The organism is Sphingomonas silueang (genome assembly GCF_040049155.1).
Lineage (GTDB): Bacteria > Pseudomonadota > Alphaproteobacteria > Sphingomonadales > Sphingomonadaceae > Sphingomonas > Sphingomonas silueang.
The window spans coordinates 110,822-127,382 of sequence record NZ_JBDZDK010000005.1 but is presented as its reverse complement, the minus strand read 5'-3'; the positions used below and the strand labels follow the sequence as shown (position 1 = coordinate 127,382).

The 16,561-nt window shown below is 69.2% G+C and carries 18 protein-coding genes and 1 tRNA gene; 11 read left to right on the top strand and 8 right to left on the bottom strand.

The genetic code is table 11. From position 1 onward, the window contains the following. Positions 1–54: 54 nt before the first annotated feature. The 4 genes from ABLE43_RS07360 to ABLE43_RS07345 form a co-directional block, all read right to left on the bottom strand. Positions 55–1,638 (bottom strand): DUF5597 domain-containing protein, encoded by a 1,584-nt coding sequence (locus ABLE43_RS07360; protein WP_348977835.1) that lies wholly within the window; start codon positions 1,636–1,638, stop codon positions 55–57. Then, positions 1,638–3,251 carry a DUF885 family protein gene (locus ABLE43_RS07355; protein WP_348977834.1) on the bottom strand — a complete coding sequence of 538 codons (1,614 nt, stop codon included), beginning with the start codon at positions 3,249–3,251 and terminating at the stop codon, positions 1,638–1,640. Before ABLE43_RS07355 ends, ABLE43_RS07360 begins: the two co-directional genes overlap by 1 nt. A gap of 330 nt (positions 3,252–3,581) precedes the next feature. Further along, positions 3,582–3,854 (bottom strand): hypothetical protein, encoded by a 273-nt coding sequence (locus ABLE43_RS07350; RefSeq protein ID WP_348977833.1) that lies wholly within the window; start codon positions 3,852–3,854, stop codon positions 3,582–3,584. A gap of 64 nt (positions 3,855–3,918) precedes the next feature. Beyond that, positions 3,919–3,995, bottom strand: a tRNA-Pro gene (locus ABLE43_RS07345). Between the two features lie 163 nt (positions 3,996–4,158). On the opposite strand from ABLE43_RS07345, the gene yajC reads away from it, so the two are divergent. Genes yajC through ABLE43_RS07320 form a run of 5 tightly spaced genes read left to right on the top strand, consistent with a single transcriptional unit; the run spans position 4,159 to position 8,053 of the window. Further along, positions 4,159–4,503: a preprotein translocase subunit YajC gene (gene yajC, locus ABLE43_RS07340; protein WP_348977832.1), complete on the top strand. Its 345-nt coding sequence runs from the start codon at positions 4,159–4,161 to the stop codon at positions 4,501–4,503. Then, on the top strand, positions 4,503–6,095 hold the full coding sequence (secD, locus tag ABLE43_RS07335) for a protein translocase subunit SecD (protein ID WP_348977831.1): 1,593 nt from the start codon (positions 4,503–4,505) through the stop codon (positions 6,093–6,095). The genes yajC and secD overlap by 1 nt, the downstream gene beginning before the upstream one ends. Positions 6,096–6,106: 11 nt before the next feature. Continuing rightward, positions 6,107–7,069 carry a protein translocase subunit SecF gene (secF, locus tag ABLE43_RS07330; protein ID WP_348977830.1) on the top strand — a complete coding sequence of 321 codons (963 nt, stop codon included), beginning with the start codon at positions 6,107–6,109 and terminating at the stop codon, positions 7,067–7,069. Next, complete coding sequence (locus ABLE43_RS07325) at positions 7,066–7,437, top strand: MTH938/NDUFAF3 family protein (protein ID WP_348977829.1); 372 nt, start codon at positions 7,066–7,068, stop codon at positions 7,435–7,437. Before secF ends, ABLE43_RS07325 begins: the two co-directional genes overlap by 4 nt. A gap of 28 nt (positions 7,438–7,465) precedes the next feature. Further along, entirely contained in the window at positions 7,466–8,053 is a 588-nt protein-coding gene (locus ABLE43_RS07320) for an SMI1/KNR4 family protein (protein WP_348977828.1), read from the top strand. 9 nt (positions 8,054–8,062) lie between these two features. Here the strand turns inward: ABLE43_RS07320 and ABLE43_RS07315 are convergent, their stop codons facing one another. From ABLE43_RS07315 to thpR, 4 genes are all read right to left on the bottom strand, one after another. Beyond that, positions 8,063–9,250, bottom strand: coding sequence for a glycosyltransferase (locus tag ABLE43_RS07315; protein WP_348977827.1), 1,188 nt, complete (start codon positions 9,248–9,250; stop codon positions 8,063–8,065). 97 nt (positions 9,251–9,347) lie between these two features. Further along, positions 9,348–9,773, bottom strand: a complete 426-nt coding sequence (locus ABLE43_RS07310; RefSeq protein WP_348977826.1) for an OsmC family protein — start codon at positions 9,771–9,773, stop codon at positions 9,348–9,350. Between the two features lie 79 nt (positions 9,774–9,852). After that, the gene (locus ABLE43_RS07305) at positions 9,853–10,185 is read right to left on the bottom strand and encodes a glycine zipper 2TM domain-containing protein (protein ID WP_348977825.1); all 333 of its coding nucleotides are present in this window, start codon (positions 10,183–10,185) and stop codon (positions 9,853–9,855) included. A gap of 122 nt (positions 10,186–10,307) precedes the next feature. Next, complete coding sequence (gene thpR, locus ABLE43_RS07300) at positions 10,308–10,841, bottom strand: RNA 2',3'-cyclic phosphodiesterase (protein WP_348977824.1); 534 nt, start codon at positions 10,839–10,841, stop codon at positions 10,308–10,310. A gap of 154 nt (positions 10,842–10,995) precedes the next feature. Between thpR and ABLE43_RS07295 the strand changes: the two genes are divergently transcribed. From ABLE43_RS07295 to ABLE43_RS07270, 6 genes are all read left to right on the top strand, one after another. Then, positions 10,996–11,736 carry a Bax inhibitor-1/YccA family protein gene (locus ABLE43_RS07295; protein ID WP_348977823.1) on the top strand — a complete coding sequence of 247 codons (741 nt, stop codon included), beginning with the start codon at positions 10,996–10,998 and terminating at the stop codon, positions 11,734–11,736. A gap of 115 nt (positions 11,737–11,851) precedes the next feature. After that, positions 11,852–12,151 carry a hypothetical protein gene (locus ABLE43_RS07290; protein ID WP_348977822.1) on the top strand — a complete coding sequence of 100 codons (300 nt, stop codon included), beginning with the start codon at positions 11,852–11,854 and terminating at the stop codon, positions 12,149–12,151. A 224-nt stretch (positions 12,152–12,375) separates the two neighbouring features. Continuing rightward, positions 12,376–12,975 carry a hypothetical protein gene (locus tag ABLE43_RS07285; RefSeq protein ID WP_348977821.1) on the top strand — a complete coding sequence of 200 codons (600 nt, stop codon included), beginning with the start codon at positions 12,376–12,378 and terminating at the stop codon, positions 12,973–12,975. Between the two features lie 97 nt (positions 12,976–13,072). Continuing rightward, positions 13,073–13,960, top strand: coding sequence for a hypothetical protein (locus ABLE43_RS07280; protein WP_348977820.1), 888 nt, complete (start codon positions 13,073–13,075; stop codon positions 13,958–13,960). Further along, positions 13,945–14,331, top strand: coding sequence for a GNAT family acetyltransferase (locus ABLE43_RS07275; protein ID WP_348977819.1), 387 nt, complete (start codon positions 13,945–13,947; stop codon positions 14,329–14,331). Before ABLE43_RS07280 ends, ABLE43_RS07275 begins: the two co-directional genes overlap by 16 nt. 107 nt (positions 14,332–14,438) lie before the next feature. Further along, on the top strand, positions 14,439–16,550 hold the full coding sequence (locus tag ABLE43_RS07270) for a TonB-dependent siderophore receptor (protein ID WP_348977818.1): 2,112 nt from the start codon (positions 14,439–14,441) through the stop codon (positions 16,548–16,550). The last annotated feature ends 11 nt before the right edge of the window (positions 16,551–16,561 follow it).

The window sequence follows — 16,561 nt, the reverse complement described above, 5'->3', positions numbered from 1 at the left end:
CTCCTGCGTCGATTGCGCGGCGGGCCTCTGCCGGGCCGCCTGTCGCTCGATCCCTCAGTAGGTGCCGGTCGTCGCCCGGATGAGCCGGGGCGTGGCACCGAAATTGAATCCGTAATCGGTCTCGTCGCCGTTCAGCCAGCGGCGCGCCGTCCACGCCCCGTCCGCGTAGGTGCCTTCCTCGACCCGCAGCAGCTGGCCGTGGCGACCGTCGCTCTCGTCGCGGCGCAGCTCGACGCGCGCGTCGATGCCGGACACCAGCAGGCTGCCGTCGGGCATGCGGATCAGCATCGCCCGGCCCGACCGTTTCGGCGAATTGGCGACGATCGCGGGCGTATCGCCCCACGGCGGCGGACCGAAGGCGATGTCGGCGCGCCAGCCGTCGCCCAGCGCGATCGACTGTTTGGCGCGGCCCGGCTCCTCGACGGCGGCGAACAGCCGACGGTCGAACGCGGCCTGCGCGACGATGTCGCGGATCGGATCGATCAGCGCGAAATTGGCGCGGTGCGCGGCGATCGCGGCTTCATTGGCAGGGGTCACCGGATCGGTATCGATCCCGAATACCGAAAAGCCGATTCCGCCGCGTTCGAGGACATAGAACAGGAACGGCGCGGTCGCCGCATCGAACCCGGTTTCCGACACCCATGACGGATTGTCGGGCCGGGCATACTGGTCCAGCACCTTGCGATATTCGCCCGCATCCTCGGTATAGATGTCGGTGCCGATGAAATCGACCGAGGGGCTGACCGCGCGCCACAGGTCGAACATCGTCCACACCGCACCGCCGCTGGGATAGTCGATGCCGGGATATTTCTTGTCCTTGTAGCGCAGCCACGTGTTCACATAGACCGGCAGCGGATAGGCCGCCTTGCCCGCCGCGGCGACGGCGTCGATGTAGCTGGCGGTGGCCCATGCGGCGAACGCCTCGTCGGCGTCGGGGCCGAAGGTCGCCCGCCAGTCGAGGCCGACCGGTTTGCCCAGCCGCGTGGCGAGCGCGGCGGGGACCGGCGCGGCAAAGGCCTGCGCGGCGGCGGGGCCGTGATCGCGGATCGCGCCGATCGATCCGGGCTCGTTCTGCACCTGCACCGCGATCACGGTATGCCGGGTGCCGTCGATCGCTTTCAGGTGGTGCATCAGCGCGGCGAAGGCGTCGCGGTCCGCCGCCAGGTTGGCGGGGGCGTGCGGCGACATCACCTCGACCGGCTGGCCGTTGGCGGCGATCATCCGCGGGTAGCGCGCCGGATCGGCCTTCATCCACGCCGGGACATAATGCGCCTGCCCGTTCTTCCACGTGCCGAACCACAGCAGGATCAGCCGCTTGCCGCTACCGCGCGCCCTGGCGACCAGCGCATCGACCAGCGTGAAGTCGTAGCGCCCGCGCGTCGCCTCCATCTGCTCCCAATAGACCGGGGCCTCGACCGTGTTCGCGGCCATCGCCTCGACGGCGGACCATGCGCGCGGCAGTTCAGACGGCCATGCGCTGGAATTATGCAGCTGCGCGGCGAGGATGAAGAAGGGCTTGCCGTCGACGACCAGCATCGTGCGCCCGTCGCGCCGCGCCAGCCGCGGCATCTCCCCGGCGGCGAGCGGTGCCGCGATCGTCGCGGCGAGCGCCGCCCCCAGCATGAGCCAACGGCGCATCACGATTCCCTCCCCATCATTTCGGTTTCGATCAGCGACAGCGGGATCACCCCCGGCGCGCCCAGGTCGCGGATCACGGCGGCGGCATCGAACGGCGCTCCCGCCTGCGCCGCCCGTTCCGATGCGCGCGAGAGCAGGTCGTCGAGCTGGGCCTTGCCGACGATATAGCTGGCGCCATAGCCCGGCTGGCGCAGGTAGAGCAGCTGCTCGAACGCGACGAGCGGGCTGGCCGGGTCCGACCAGCCGCGCGGCGTCCAGCGCGCATGGAACCGCCCGGCCTCCGCCAGCGTCATGCGATTGTCCTGCACATAGAGCGAGGCGAGCCCCCGCGCCGCCCGGTTGGCGAGCATGATCCACACCAGTTCGCGCCCGCGCGGCAGATCGTCGTACAGCCCGGCCTGCATCGCCAGCTCTTCCATCGCGGTGGCGACGCCTTCGGACCGGTCCATCCAGATGTTGAAGGGCAGGGCGCCCCGGCGGATCGGGTCGGGATGCGGCGCATGGTCCAGCCGCGCCAGTTCGATCCAGTGGAAGAAATGGCTGTAGAGCGGCAGCGGATCGACCGCGACGACATGGCCGAAGAAATTGCGTCCGGCGGGCGGGGTGTAGCGCACCAGTTGCGCCGGGACCGCCGCGCGGTACGCGGGAGTGTCGGCCACGAACCGCTTGTCGATCAGGAAGCCGGTGAAGCGCTTCGCCTTGTCCAGCGACAGCCGGTCGAAGGCGGCGGCGTCGTCCGGCATCGCGAGCGGCGGCAACCCGCGGTTGCGCACTTCCTCCAGCGCCAGCCCGGCCCAGGCGCGCGACAGTTCGCGCCTGAGCAACGCCTCCTGCGCCGCCCAGTCGTAGGGCGACAGATAGACATGGCGCGCCGCCCAGTCATAATGGTCGCGCCCGACGCCCGACGGGCCGGTCCGCTTCGGGGCCTCCGCCTCGACCCAGGCGGCGAACCGCTCGCTCGCCTCGCGCGCGGCCCGGATGGCGGGGATCAGTCGCCGCCCTTCGCCCGACAGGTCCGCGCGCCGTTGCCCGGCAAGGCTGCGCAGGTCGAGCGTACCCGCCTCCAGCGCGACAAGCCGTTCCGCCTGTTCGTGAAACGCGCGTGCGCCATAGGCGAACAGGTCGTGCGCGTTGCTGTCGGCCAGGTTGCGCCGCGCGGCGGCCAGCAGCGGCGGCACGGTGCGCAGCGCCGCGTCCAGCGCCGTGGCATCCGCCGCCGACAGCGGAAAGCGATAGCGCCACAGGTCGATGACCGGTGCGAACGGCCCCTCGTGCGCGGGAACGTCGCTCCGGTCGGCGATGACGGTGGCATAGAAGCCGGGATCGCGCGCCCAGGGGCGCAGCACCCGCAGCTGGAAATCGAGGCCGTTCGCCTGCGCGTCGAGCAGCGCGGCGTCGGTCGCCGCCTCGCGCGACAGCGCCCGCCGATCCACCGCCGCCAGCGTCGCGCGCGCCGCAGCGAGACGTTCCCGCCAGCGGGCCAGAGCGGCGGGCGAATAGTCGGGGATGCCGCCCGCCATCGGCGGCTCGACCGCGGATTGCCAGGTCCGGGCGGCGTCGACCAGCGGCGGCGGCACCTGCGCCCACGCTGCGGACGGCACGGCCGCCGTCATCACTGCCCATCCCAACAACGCCTTGCGCATCGTCGCCACCCCTATCAACTGAATACAGTATGATCGTATACGATATAAGTTGTCAACACGCTTCGTTGCAGGGGCGTGACGAGGCGTTCCGGTCGGGGCGCCTGTGGGAATTCACCACGATTGTAGCATTTTAGAGCCCGACGATCGTGATGCGTACCCGTTCGTCCCGAGTAGCTGTTGAGCTCGTCGACATGGCGTATCGAAGGACTGCCTGAGGCGGATGCTTCGCGACGAGGCACGAACGTGCCACCTGAAGTCATCCCGTTCCAATGACAGCGACGTCGTGCCGCGGGTTCACGGCTACGGTGACGGCGGGTCCGCCGTTTCGACCAGTTCGACGACCTCGAAGGCATGGCCGGTCCATCCGCGCATCCGCTGCGCCTCGGGAATCGCCGCGCGCTTCGCCTTCGCTTCCTTCAGCGACGCGGCATGGCCCCAGAAGACCTCGGTGCCGCCGCCGGGCAGCCGGGCGACGATCCGCCAGTAATGGGTGAAGCGCGCGTTGGTCGGCCCGATCGTCTTGACATAGCCGTCGGCCATGGTCGCGGTCAGGTAACGCTTCTTGCGGGCCATGGCGGCGGTTCCGAAGGGGAGGGGCGATTCGCGCCCCCGCGGCGGACAGAACCGCCGGATTCTCTGGTCGGGGCGACAGGATTCGAACCTGCGACCCCCACACCCCCAGTGTGATGCGCTACCAGGCTGCGCTACGCCCCGACGAGAGAGCGGGCGCTTTAGGCGGGTCGCGCCGATCATGCAAGCCCGAAGCGTCGCGCCGAGGCATATGTTGCGTGGGCTCCGCGCAGATGATAGCTGCCCGCACCTGACAGGACGCCGTTCGCGCGGCAGCCGCTCTCATATTCGGACATTCAGGCCAGCAATGCTCGTACCCTCCGCCTTCGCCCAATCCGCGACCGCGCCCGCCGGATCGGCCGGTTTCCTCGGCACGCTCGTCGGCATCGCGCCGCTGCTGCTGATCTTCGTCGCCTTCTACTTCCTGCTGATTCGGCCGCAGCAGAAGCGGATGAAGACGCTGCAGGCCTCGCTCGCGGCGATCAAGCGCGGCGACACCGTCGTCACCTCGGGCGGGATCATCGGCAAGGTGACGAAGGTCGAGGACGCGATGCTCGAGGTCGAGATCGCCGCCAACACCCGCGTCCGCGTGGTCAAGGCGACCATCGCCGAGGTCACGCCGCCCGCCGGCGCCAAGCCCGCGAACGACTGATGCTCGACTTTCCCCGCTGGAAGCGGATCGCCATCTGGGCGTCCGTCATCCTCCTGTCGCTGTTCGCGGTGCCGAGCCTGTTGCCCGAGGCGACGCGCGCGAAGCTCCCCGGCTGGGTGCCGACGCCGACGATCAACTTCGGGCTCGATCTGGCCGGGGGCAGCTACATCCTGCTCGAAGCCAAGACCGAGGACGTCGCGGGCGTCCGGATCGAGGCGATGCGCGACATGATCGCGACCGAGATGCGCCGGTCGCCGCAGGTCGCGGTGGGCGACATCTCGACGCGGAACGGCCAGATCAGCTTCATGGTGCGTGACGCCGCGCAGGTCGATGCCGCGCGCGAGAAGCTGCTGGGCCTGACCGGCGGCGGCGCGGGCATGACCGGCCAGCGCGAATGGGACATCGAGGTGCGCGACACCACGCGCTTCGTGCTGACCCCGACCCAGGCCGGGCTGCGCCTCGCGATCCAGAATGCGATGAAGGACGCGACCGAGGTCGTGCGCCGCCGCATCGACGCGCTGGGCACCCGCGAACCGACGATCATCCAGCAGGGCAGCAACCGCATCGTCGTGCAGGTGCCCGGCCTTTCGGACCCGAAGGCGCTCAAGGATCTGCTCGGCAAGACCGCGCGGCTGGAATTCAAGCTGGTCGACCTGACCGCCGATCCCGCCGCCGTGGCGCAGGGGCGCGCCCCGGCGGGCAGCCAGGTGCTGCCGAACGCCGACGGCCCCGGCTTCGTCGCGGTCAAGCGCTCGACGATCATCTCGGGCGATCAGGTCGCCGACGCCAAGCAGAGCTACGACCAGAACAACCAGCCCAACGTCACGATCAACTTCAACGCCGACGGCGGCCGCCGCTTCGCGCGCACGACCGCCGAGAACGTCGGCAAGCCGTTCGCGATCATCGTCGACAACAAGGTGATCTCCGCCCCCCGGATCAACGAGGCGATCCCGAGCGGGCAGGCGACGATCAGCGGCGGCTTCACCGTCGACAGCGCCAACCAGCTCGCCATCGCGCTGCGCTCGGGCAAGCTGCCGGTCGATCTGGCGGTCGTGCAGGAAAGCACGGTCAGCCCCGAACTGGGCGCCGATTCGGTCAAGGCGGGCGTCACCGCCGCGATCATCGCGACCATCGCGGTCATCGCCTTCATGGTGATGACCTATGGCCGCTTCGGCATCTATTCGACGATCGCCGTCGTGCTCAACATCCTGATGATCATTGCGGTCATGGCGTTCCTGAACGCCACGCTGACGCTGCCCGGCATTGCCGGTTTCGTGCTGACGATCGGCACCGCGGTCGACGCCAACGTGCTCATCAACGAACGCATCCGCGAGGAACGGCGGCGCGGGCGGTCGGTGCTCCAGTCGCTGGAGCTGGGTTACAAGGAAGCCAGCCGCACGATCTTCGAGGCGAACGTGACCCATGCGATCGCGGGCGGGATCATGCTGATCCTCGGCTCCGGCCCGATCCGCGGCTTCGCGGTCGTGCTGCTGCTCGGCATCGCCAGCTCGGTGTTCACCGCCGTCACCTTCACGCGCATGCTGGTCGCCGGATGGATGCGCCGCCATCGCCCGACCGACATCACCATCTAGGCCCTGACCCCATGCGTCTCATCAAACTGGTACCCGACAATACCAACATCCGCTTCGTCGCGGTGCGGAAGGTCGCGTTCGCGGTCACGCTGGTGCTCAGCCTGCTGGCGGTGGGCCTCGTCTTCGCGCGCGGGCTGAACTTCGGCGTCGACTTCATGGGCGGCGTGGCGATCGAGGAGAAGTTCGCCGCGCCCCCCGCGATCGACCAGGTGCGCGCCACCATCGAGCGACTGGGCGTGGGCGAACCCGCGATCCAGCAGTTCGGCGATCCGAAGCTGGTGTCGATCCGCCTGCCGGTGCCCGAGGGCGACGCGGGCGCGACCGACCGGCTGGTCGAGCAGGTGAAGTCGGCGCTCGCCACCGAATTCCCCGGCGCGACCTTCAGCAACTATTCGACCGTGTCGGGCAAGGTGTCGGAGGAGCTCGTCACCAACGGCGTGCTGGCGGTGCTGCTGGCGATCGTCGGCATCGCGATCTTCTCGTGGTTCCGCTACGAATGGCAGTTCGGCGTGTCGACCGCGGTCGCGATCATCCACGACGTGCTGATGACGCTCGGCTTCTTCGCGCTGACGCAGATGCCGTTCGACCTGACGATCGTCGCGGCGGTGCTGACCATCATCGGCTATTCGATCAACGACAAGATGGTGATCGATGACCGTATCCGCGAGAACATGCGCAAGTTCCGCAAGATGGAGATGCGCGAGCTGATCGACCTGTCGGTCAACGAGACGCTGCCGCGCACGGTCATGACCTCGCTGACCATCCTGCTGGCGCTGACCGCGCTGATCGTGTTCGGCGGGCATGTGCTGCGCGGCTTCACCGCCGCCATGATCCTCGGCGTGATCGTCGGCACCTATTCGTCGATCTATGTCTCGTCGTCGCTGCTGATCTCGCTGGGGCTGAAGCCCGGCGCGCCGGTGGGCGAGGGGACGGTCAAGGAGCCGGTGCCGACCAAAACGGCCAAGCGCCGGTGAAGCTCGACCGGGTCCGGCAGGGCGACGGTCCGGTCGTCTCGGGGCTCAGCGCCGCCGGGTTCCGGGTGGACGACGGCATCTACGGCGCGCTGCTGCTGACCCCGAAGCGGGCCGAAGGGTGGGAGCCGCCCGCGTTCGACACGCTCGACGTGGCCGCGCTCGACGCGGTGCTCGCGATCGATCCGCCGCCGGAGTTCCTGCTGCTCGGCACCGGCGCGACGCTGCGCCAGCCGCCGCGCGCGCTGGTGCGGGCGCTGGATGCGAAGGGGCTCGGCATCGAGGCGATGGACAGCCGCGCCGCCGCCCGCGCATGGGGCGTGCTGCGCGACGAGGGTCGCTGGATCGCAGGCGCGCTCTACCCGCTGTAACCCTCTCGATGCGGGTGGGGGCTGCCGAATGTTCAATTGGCTCAAGCGCTGGATACGGCCCGGGCGTCAGATGCCGCCGGCAACCCTGCCGATCGATCCTGCCTTGTTCGATCAGGACGGGGCCAGCCTATATGCGGCGCTTGGCGGCCGCTGGGCGTCGTCCGACCCGTTTATCTACACCCGCCATCGCACCCGCGCAGCTGCTGATGCGCTGGAGCAGCGGTATGCATTGCGACTGCCCGAGGATTTCCGGGCCTATCTCGGCCATGCGGCACCTGCTGCGACCTTCATGGACGACTTCGGCACTCAATGGTGGGGCGTGGCGGACATCAAGCCGCTCTCCGAGGAATGCGCCGACTGGAAAGCGGAGGACATCGGCCGGACGATCATGGCGGAAAGCGGCGCCTATCTCGTTTTCGCCGATTATCTCCTGTGGTGCTATGCGTGGGCCATTTGCTGCTCCGATGGTCCGAACCGCGGGCGGATTGCGTTGATCGGCGGCGGCCGGGATGCGTTCGTCGCCGACGATTTCCGGACGTTCGTGCGGATGGCACTCGTCGATGACGTGACGATCCACCAGGCGCCGGGCAGGCGGGGGAACACCGATGGCCGATAGCCGCGTTCGTCAAACCGCGCGCGATCCCGTTGGATACGCCGCCACCAGCCCGGCGAGATGGGCGCGCAACTCGCGGGCGTTGCGTTCCCAGCTATAGGCATCGACGGTCGTCTTCGTTGCGGCAGGGTCGCTCGGCTGCGACAGGACCGCGGCGATACCTTGCGCGAAGGCGGCGGAATCGCGGGCGGCGATCCGTCCGGCGGCGGGGGCGGTGACGACCTCGCGCGCCGCCCCTGCATCGGGGATCACGACCGGGGTGCCCGATGCCAGCGCCTCGACCCATGCATTGGCGAGACCCTCCGACGCGGAGGCCAGCGCCATCACGTCGGCGGCGGCGAGCAGGTCGGGCAGGGTATCGTGCGGCAACGGCCCGGTCAGCCGTACCCGGTCGCCGACGCCCAGTTCGGCGATGCGCGCGGCCAGCATCGCACGGTCCGGCCCGCCGCCGACGATCCACAGCGCGACGCCGGGCAACGCCGCCACCGCCTCCAGCACGATGCGGTGCCCCTTGCGCGGGATCAGCGCGCCCAGCGACACCACCAGCGGCCCGTTAACCTCCAGCCGCGCACGTGCGCCTGCACGATCGATGCTGCCGAAGCGGGTGCGGTCGATGCCGGTGCGGTGGACGCGGACCGGGCGGGTGATCCCGGCGGCGGCGATATCGTCGGCCATCGACTGCGACACGGCGAGCATCCCGTCCGCCGCCATGCCCGCCGCGCGGACCTGCGCCGCCGTCGCCGGGGCGTGGCCCCAATGGTGGATGTCCGCCCCGCGCGCCTTGATCGACACCGGCACGCCGAACGCCGTGCCGAGCGCGACCGCGGCCGGGCCGTCGGGAAAGAAGAACTCGGCATCGATCACGTCGAACGCGAAATCGCGCCGGATGCGCGCGAGCAACGGGCGCAGCGTGCGGATCAGCATCGGCACATGGAACCGCCCCCCGGTCAGCGGCAGATTGGCGAAGCGCGGTCGTTCGACCGACAGGCCTTTCCAGCGTTCGGACAGGGGCAGGGCGGCGAGGGGGCGATAGCGGCGCGCGAGCCGGAGCGGAAAGGGCGGCAGACCGACGGGCGCGACCACCCGCACCGCCACATCGGGCAATGCGGCGAGCCCCAGCGTCTGGCGCTCGACGAACACCCCGAAATTGGGGCGCGTCGCATCGGGGAACAGCGTGGCGAGGGTAAGGACGCGCAACATCGGGCGGCACGATAGCGCGAAATGGTGAAGCGTTGGTGGTCAAACGGCGATGCGCCCCGCCACACCCGAAACCGGACATGGCGAGGCAGCGACCGTGTCAGCCGTTCAGCGTGTGCTCCAGCGTGATCTCGGCATTGAGCAGCTTCGAGATCGGGCAGCCCGCCTTGGCACCTGCCGCGATCTCCTCGAACTTGGTAGGGTCGATGCCGGGGACGGTGGCGGTCAGCGTCAGCGCCGACTTGCTCACCTTGAACCCGTCGCCGTCCTTGTCGAGTGTGACCTTCGCGGTCGTTTCCAGCGTGCCGTCGCCATAGCCCGCACCGGCGAGGGCGAAGCTCAGCGCCATGGTGAAGCAGCTCGCATGGGCGGCGGCGATCAGTTCCTCGGGGTTGGTGCCCTTGCCGTCCTCGAACCGGGTATTGAAGCCGTACGGCTGGTCGGCCAGCACGCCCGACTGGGTGGACACATGGCCCTTGCCGTCCTTGCCCAGACCTTCGTACCGGGCGGAAGCGCTGCGGATCATCGCGGAAATACCTCATGCAGGAAAAGGGGCGGGCCCGTCGCCGGACCCGCCCCTCAGAATACGTCAGCTCCGCGAAGGTTCAACGGCAGCGGCCACGGCTGCCGCTGCGCTCGATCTCGCGACCGGCCAGCGCGCCCGCGGCACCGCCGATCAGCGTGCCGAGCGTGCGGTCGCCGCGCGTGTCGACCGTGCGACCCACCAGCGCGCCCGCGACGCCGCCGACGACCAGGCCGGTGGTGCCGTCCGACCGGCGGCAGTAGCGGCGACCGTCACGGCCGCGCCATTCGCGATACTTGTAGCGGCGCTGCGCCTCGGCCTCGGTCTTGCCGACCGAGATGCCGTGCTTGCTCCAGGTCGCGCCGACCGGGGCCATCAGCGATGCGGCGGCAAGCGCCAGGACGATGTTACGCATGGGAATGATCCTTCTCTTCCGCGTCGTTGCTGGGGGGCTTAACGCAGGCGGCGGCTGACGGTTTCATGAACGAAACGACAGCATTTCCGCGGAGTCGCGACGAGCGGAGCGGGCGGGCGGGATCAGTCGAGCGGATAGCGGACGACGGGTTCGTACCACGCGCCGTCGGGCGACAGGTGACTTTCGTACAGCACGAATCGATCGAAGCGCACCGGCGGCGAGGTCAGGGCGGCATGGGCGGCAAGGAAGCCGTCGATCGGTCCGCAGCCCCGGTTCAGCCGGGCGAGCGTGACGTGCGGCACGAAGGCGCGCCCCTCGGGCGGCAGGCCGATCGCGACCAGCGCATGGTCGATCTTGTGGTGCAGCGCCTTCACCGCATCGCCGGGCGCGACGCCTGCCCAGACCGAACGTCCGCCGCGCTTGGCGTCGAAATGCCCGACACCGTCGAGCGCGAGGTCGAGCGCGGGTGCGTGGACGCGGTGCAGCGCCAATGCGACATCCTCGGCGACCGGGCGCTCGACCGCGCCGATGTAGCGCAGGGTCAGGTGCAACTGTCCGTCGTCCTGCCACCGGGCGCCGTCGATGCCGTCCATCGTCGCCAGCAATGCGGCACGCATCGCCGGGGGCGGGCGCAGGGCCACGAACAGTCGGTGCATCGGCAGTTCCTCATTTCCCGCTTGTCGAACGCCACCGGCCATCGATGGTGGCGGCGGCGTAACAAAATGTTGCTCCCCGCCTTTGCCTTGAAAACCGGCGCGGCGAGCGCGATATTTCCCCTGACCGGCCCATTGCCGGCAAGAGGAGTTACTCATGGCGAACTGGTCCGACCCCCGGACGACGGCCGCACCGATTACCCGTACGCGCACCCGCGACATGGCGCGCGACGAAGGGCTGCGGTCCTATATGTTGTCGGTGTACAATTACATGGCCTCGGGCGTACTGCTGACCGGCATCGTGGCGCTGCTCTTTTCGTGGGGCGGCGACACCTCGCCCGCCGCGGCCGTGTTCTACCAGCCCGGCATCCTGAAATATGTCATCATGTTCTCGCCGCTCATCTTCGTGATGGTGATGAGCTTCGGCATCAACCGGCTGTCGACCCCGGCGGCGCAGGGGTTGTTCTGGGCGTTTGCGGCGGTGATGGGTCTGTCGATGTCGACGATCTTCCTGCGCTTCACCGGGCCGTCGATCGCGCTGACCTTCTTCGCGACGACGTCGGCGTTCCTTGCGCTCAGCCTGTACGGCTATACGACCAAGAAGGATCTGTCGGGCTTCGGCACGTTCCTGATCATGGGCGTGGTCGGGTTGATCGTCGCGTCGCTGCTGAACCTGTTCTTCCAGTCGGGTACGCTCAGCCTCGTCATCAGCGCGGTCGGCGTGCTGCTGTTCGCGGGCCTGACCGCCTATGACACGCAGCGGATCAAGGAGATGTACTTTCACGTCGCGGGTACCGACTTCGCGGGCAAGGCCGTGATCCTCGGCGCGCTGTCGCTCTACCTCGACTTCGTGAACATGTTCCAGTTCCTGCTGTCGTTCCTCGGCAACCGCGAATAGGCGTTGCGCCGGACATGACGGGCGAGGGGCCGGGCGGGCGACCGTCCGGCCCCTTTGCTTTGTGCGGAACGCGGGGCCGCTCCCTGTCGTTGATGGCGGCGAAGGAGTGAGGGACATGGATAACGATACCAAGGGCTTCGACGACAAGGCGCTCGATTCGCTGGCGGTCGCCCCCGACGGCAGCGAGGCAGGGGCAGGCATCCCCGGCCGCGGCGATGCGGCGCAGGACGCCGACGTGACCGACCGGGTCGAGGCGAACCCCGGCAGCGCCGACGCACGGCTGGACGAGGGGCTGAACGAGTCGATGGACGCCTCCGACCCGATCTCCGCCACGCAGCGTCCCGAGCAGAATGATCCGGCACCGTCGTCGGGCTATGATGCCGAGGCCGAGGCGGCGCGCGCGCGGCACGACTGAGAGTCCGTTTGGAAACTCGCCGAAGGGCGAGCTTCGCGCGGTGCCTGCCCGCTCCCCCACCCGGCCACCCATCGAGGATACCATGTGGGTGGCCGGGTGGGGGAGCGGGCAGGCACCGTAAAACGTCCAGCATGCACGTTTCCAGACCGACCCTGAGCGATACGGTACGACATGGAACGGCGCGCGCGCTGGAGCGGACGCGCCGTTTGCGCTATCCGGGGCGCATGACGATCGATCGATCCCGACGGATGCTGGCGCAGGCGGTGGCGGCGTTGCTGCTGCTGATCGGAACGATCGTTCCCGCACAGGCGGCGGTGACGATCACCTTCTGGTCGCAGGAGTTCGGCCAGAATTTCCCGCACGCCTTCTTCACGCTGGCCGGGACGCCCGACGCCGGGGGCGCGGCGATCGACGAAAGCTACGGCTTCACCGCCAGGGCGCTGACCCCGGCGATCCTGATGGGCACCGTCGGCGGCATGATCGACCGGCCCAAGCCCAATTATATCGCGAAGAGCAACGCCCATTTCTCGGTCGTGATGACCGATGGGCAATATGCCGCGGTGCGATCGCTCATCGACGAATGGGGCGAGAAGGGCAATTCGCGCTACAATCTCAACCGCCGCAACTGCGTGCATTTCGTGGCGGAGGCGGCGCGGCGCGTCGGGCTGCTGGTGGTCGAGCCGCCGAAGCTGATGAAGAAGCCGCGCTCGTTCCTCCAGTCGCTGGAGGCGCCCAATGCCGCGCGGGTAAAGGTGATCGAACTGCCCGCCGCCGCCTATCGGGCATCGCTGGCGGCCCCGGTGGCAGCGGCCCCGGCACGCTGAGCCGCGACCGGCACGGGGCGACCGGCGCTAGGCCGTCTTTCCCTCCATCCGGTTTTGCGGCAGTCGTGCCGCGGCAAGGCGCGGACAGGAGCAGGCGATGCGGTGGTGGATGACGGGTGCGTTGACGCTGGTGGCGGCCTGCAGCGCCGCGCCGGAGACGAATAGCGCCGCACCGCAGGAACCCGCCGCCGAAGCGCCAGCACCGTTGCCCGCCGCCACGCCCGAGGCACTGGCCGCGATCCCGGCGCGATTCGTCGGCAGCTGGGATGTCGATGCCGCGTCCTGCCGTGCGCCGGTGGCGGGGGCGCAGCGGCTGCTGGTCGGGGCCGACCGGCTGACGCTGGGCGACGACGAACTGCCCGCACGGGGGATCACCGCCGCCGAAGCCGGTGCGGTCGACGTCGATGTCGTGCTCGACCGGTCGGGGATCACCACCCAGCGCCGCTGGCGTCTGGCGCTGGTCGAGGGCGGCGCGATCGAGCTGACCGGCGAGGGGCAGGCGGTGCGCCGCATCCGCTGCGACGCGCCCGCCGGGGCGGAAGCCGCCGCCCGCAACGCGGTGGCGCTGAACCTTGCGCCCGACGGCCTTGCCACCGTTGCCGGGGCGAGCAGCCGGGCGATCCCCTTCGGCACCCCGGCGGAGGTCGTGCTGCGCGTCGCCGAGGCGGCGATGCAGGCGCTTCCCCAGCGCAGCCGCAATGCGGACTGCGGTGAAGGTCCGCTCGACTTGGCGAGCTATCCGCGCATCCGGCTGTATTTCCAGGACGACCGCTTCGTCGGCTGGGCGGCGCGCGGGCGTGGCCTCACGACCATGGCCGGGGTCGGGATCGGATCGAAGCAGGCCGAGGTCGAATCGGTGATCGACGCCCCGGTCGGCGAGACGAGCCTCGGTCGCGAGTTCAGCAGCGGCGGGCTGTCGGGCCTGTATGACGCCAAAGGGGTCGTGACCGACCTGTGGGCCGGTCGGGCATGTATCGCCCGGTGATCGCCGATGCGATGGCCGAGGATGCGGCGCAGGTCGTCGCACTGTGGGAGGCATGCGGCCTGACCCGGCCGTGGAACGACCCGCATGCCGATTTCCACCGCGCGCTGGCGACGCCGACCGCCACCGTCCTGATCGCCCGCACGGCGGGGCAGGTCGTGGGCAGCGCGATGGTCGGCCACGACGGGCATCGCGGCTGGGTCTATTATCTGGCGGTGGCCGCCGATGCGCGACGGCAGGGGATCGGACGGGCGCTGATGGACGCTGCCGCCGACTGGCTGCTGGTGCGCGGCGTACCCAAGCTGCAACTGATGGTGCGCGACGACAACGGTATCGCATTGAATTTCCACGAGGCATGCGGGCTGGAGCGGTAATCGGTCGCCGTGCTGGGGAAGTTCCTTCCATAACTGGCTAATGATAGTGACTTGCAAAAGCGGATACTGCGGCCTACCCGGCGCGAAACAGCAAAGGGAAGTTCCGCATGTCCACGCTCGCCGCGCTGCTCGCCGCAGTCGCCGCCACGACCGATCCTGTCGCCGCCGCCGACGAGCCGCAGCGTAGCGACGAGATCGTCGTCACCGGCCAGCGCAGCGAGGGCAGCGACGACTATGCGGTCACGCGCCAGAGCACAGCCACCCGCCTGCCGCTCAGCCAGCGCGAGACGCCGCAGTCGGTCAGCGTCGTCACCCGCGCGCAGATCGAGGATTTCCAGCTGAACGACGTCAATGCGCTGCTGGCAACCGTGCCCGGCGTGAACGTGCAGGCGCAGGAAACCGACCGCTTCTACTATTCGGCGCGCGGCTTCGATATCCAGACGTTCCAGATCGACGGCATCGGCCTGCCCTTCGCGTTCGAGGTCCAGACCGGTTCGATCGACACCGCGATCTATGACCGGATCGAGGTGGTGCGCGGCGCGCCGGGGCTGCTGTCGTCGACCGGCAATCCGTCGGCGGTCATCAACTTCATCCGCAAGCGCCCGACCCGCGACTTCCACGCATCGGCGGCGGCGCAGTACGGATCGTTCGGCAACCTGCGGCTCGACGGGGACGTCAGCGTGCCGCTGACCGCCAACGGGACGGTGCGGGCGCGGGCGGTGGGCGCCTATGTCGACGGCGACAGCTATCTCGACCGCTATCGGCTGAAGCGCTGGACCGGGTACGGCATCGTCGAGGCGGACATCGGCCCCGATACCGTGGTCAGCGCTGCCTATGGCCATCAGGATCACGCCACGCGCGGGGCGATGTGGGGTGCGCTGCCGCTCTATTACACCGACGGCGGGCGGATCGACCTCGACCGCTCGGCCAATGTCGCGCCGGACTGGGCGCGCTGGAACGTGACCGATCGGCAGATCTTCGGCGACGTGACCCACCGCTTCGGCGACTGGACCGCCAAGCTGTCGCTGCTGCGCCGGGCGATCGGCGAGGACGACCGGCTGTTCTACGTCTATGGCAATCCCGACCGGGCGACGGGGCAGGGCGTGTTCAGCTATCCCGGCGCCTTCCGGGGTGAGACCCGCAACCTGACCGTGGATGCCTATGCGGGCGGCCCCGTCGCCCTCTTCGGGCGGGCGCATGACGTGATGTTCGGCGTCAACCGTTCGGCACAGCGCTATCGTCAGGACTCGGCGTACGACTTCAGTCAGGTGAACATTCCGCTGCCGCTCGCGACGCTGTTCGACGGGACGTTCCCGGAACCGGACTTCCCGGCCTTCACCAACAGCCTCGACACGCATCAGGTGCGCGAGACGGTGTACGGCCTCGTGCGGATCAACCCGGCGGATGCGCTCAAGGTGATGGTCGGCGCCAACCTGACCCGCGCGTTCAGCGAGGGCGTATCGTACGGGGCACCGACCGACTATCGCCGCACCCGCTTCCTGCCGTTCGTCGGCACCACGCTCGACCTGAGCGGCAGCATCAGCGCCTATGCGAGCTTCGCGACGATCTTCAATCCGCAGACGCAGGTCGATGTGAACCGCCGCCTGCTCGACCCGATCGAGGGCGACAATCTGGAAGTCGGGCTGAAGGGCGAATGGTGGGGCGGCAAGCTGAACGCCAGCGTCGCGCTGTTCCAGGCGCGGCAGAACAACACCGCCGAGGCGGCGGGCTTCGACGCGACGATCGGCCAGACGCTCTATCGCGGCGTCGATGCGAAGTCGCAGGGGATCGAGTTCGAGCTGAGCGGGCAGATCGTGCCGGGGCTACAGGCGACGGCGGGCTTCACCACGATGCGCATCCGGGGCGAGGACGACGAGGCCGTGCGCACCTTCGTGCCGCGCGACACCGCGCGCCTGAACCTGTCGTGGACCCCCGCCGCGCTGCCCGCGTTGAAGCTCGGCGCTTCGGGGCAGTACCAGAGCCGCATGTATCTGGAGCCCGGCGCGCTGGTGCCCGGCACGACGACGCCGATCCGGATCACGCAAGGCAGCTATGCGACGCTCGACCTGCTGGCGCGCTACGAACTGACGCCGCGCGTGGCGCTGAGCGCGAACGTGCGCAACGTGACCGATGCCAGCTATCTGGGGGCGCTGAACTACGACCAGGGCTATTACGCCGCGCCGCGCACGGTGCTGGGGACGATCCGGGTAAGTTACTGAGGGGGCGCTTC

Coding starts and splice junctions, on each gene's coding strand:
- ABLE43_RS07310 (WP_348977826.1), bottom strand. CDS start 9,773: ATGATCCGCAGCGCTTCCGCCCGGTACGAAGGTCTGGGCAAGGACGGC.
- ABLE43_RS07275 (WP_348977819.1), top strand. CDS start 13,945: ATGTATCGCCCGGTGATCGCCGATGCGATGGCCGAGGATGCGGCGCAG.
- ABLE43_RS07360 (WP_348977835.1), bottom strand. CDS start 1,638: ATGCGCCGTTGGCTCATGCTGGGGGCGGCGCTCGCCGCGACGATCGCG.
- ABLE43_RS07305 (WP_348977825.1), bottom strand. CDS start 10,185: ATGCGTAACATCGTCCTGGCGCTTGCCGCCGCATCGCTGATGGCCCCG.
- secD (WP_348977831.1), top strand. CDS start 4,503: ATGCTCGACTTTCCCCGCTGGAAGCGGATCGCCATCTGGGCGTCCGTC.
- ABLE43_RS07285 (WP_348977821.1), top strand. CDS start 12,376: ATGACGATCGATCGATCCCGACGGATGCTGGCGCAGGCGGTGGCGGCG.
- ABLE43_RS07280 (WP_348977820.1), top strand. CDS start 13,073: ATGCGGTGGTGGATGACGGGTGCGTTGACGCTGGTGGCGGCCTGCAGC.
- ABLE43_RS07290 (WP_348977822.1), top strand. CDS start 11,852: ATGGATAACGATACCAAGGGCTTCGACGACAAGGCGCTCGATTCGCTG.
- secF (WP_348977830.1), top strand. CDS start 6,107: ATGCGTCTCATCAAACTGGTACCCGACAATACCAACATCCGCTTCGTC.
- ABLE43_RS07350 (WP_348977833.1), bottom strand. CDS start 3,854: ATGGCCCGCAAGAAGCGTTACCTGACCGCGACCATGGCCGACGGCTAT.
- ABLE43_RS07320 (WP_348977828.1), top strand. CDS start 7,466: ATGTTCAATTGGCTCAAGCGCTGGATACGGCCCGGGCGTCAGATGCCG.
- yajC (WP_348977832.1), top strand. CDS start 4,159: ATGCTCGTACCCTCCGCCTTCGCCCAATCCGCGACCGCGCCCGCCGGA.
- ABLE43_RS07315 (WP_348977827.1), bottom strand. CDS start 9,250: ATGTTGCGCGTCCTTACCCTCGCCACGCTGTTCCCCGATGCGACGCGC.
- ABLE43_RS07270 (WP_348977818.1), top strand. CDS start 14,439: ATGTCCACGCTCGCCGCGCTGCTCGCCGCAGTCGCCGCCACGACCGAT.
- thpR (WP_348977824.1), bottom strand. CDS start 10,841: ATGCACCGACTGTTCGTGGCCCTGCGCCCGCCCCCGGCGATGCGTGCC.
- ABLE43_RS07355 (WP_348977834.1), bottom strand. CDS start 3,251: ATGACGGCGGCCGTGCCGTCCGCAGCGTGGGCGCAGGTGCCGCCGCCG.
- ABLE43_RS07295 (WP_348977823.1), top strand. CDS start 10,996: ATGGCGAACTGGTCCGACCCCCGGACGACGGCCGCACCGATTACCCGT.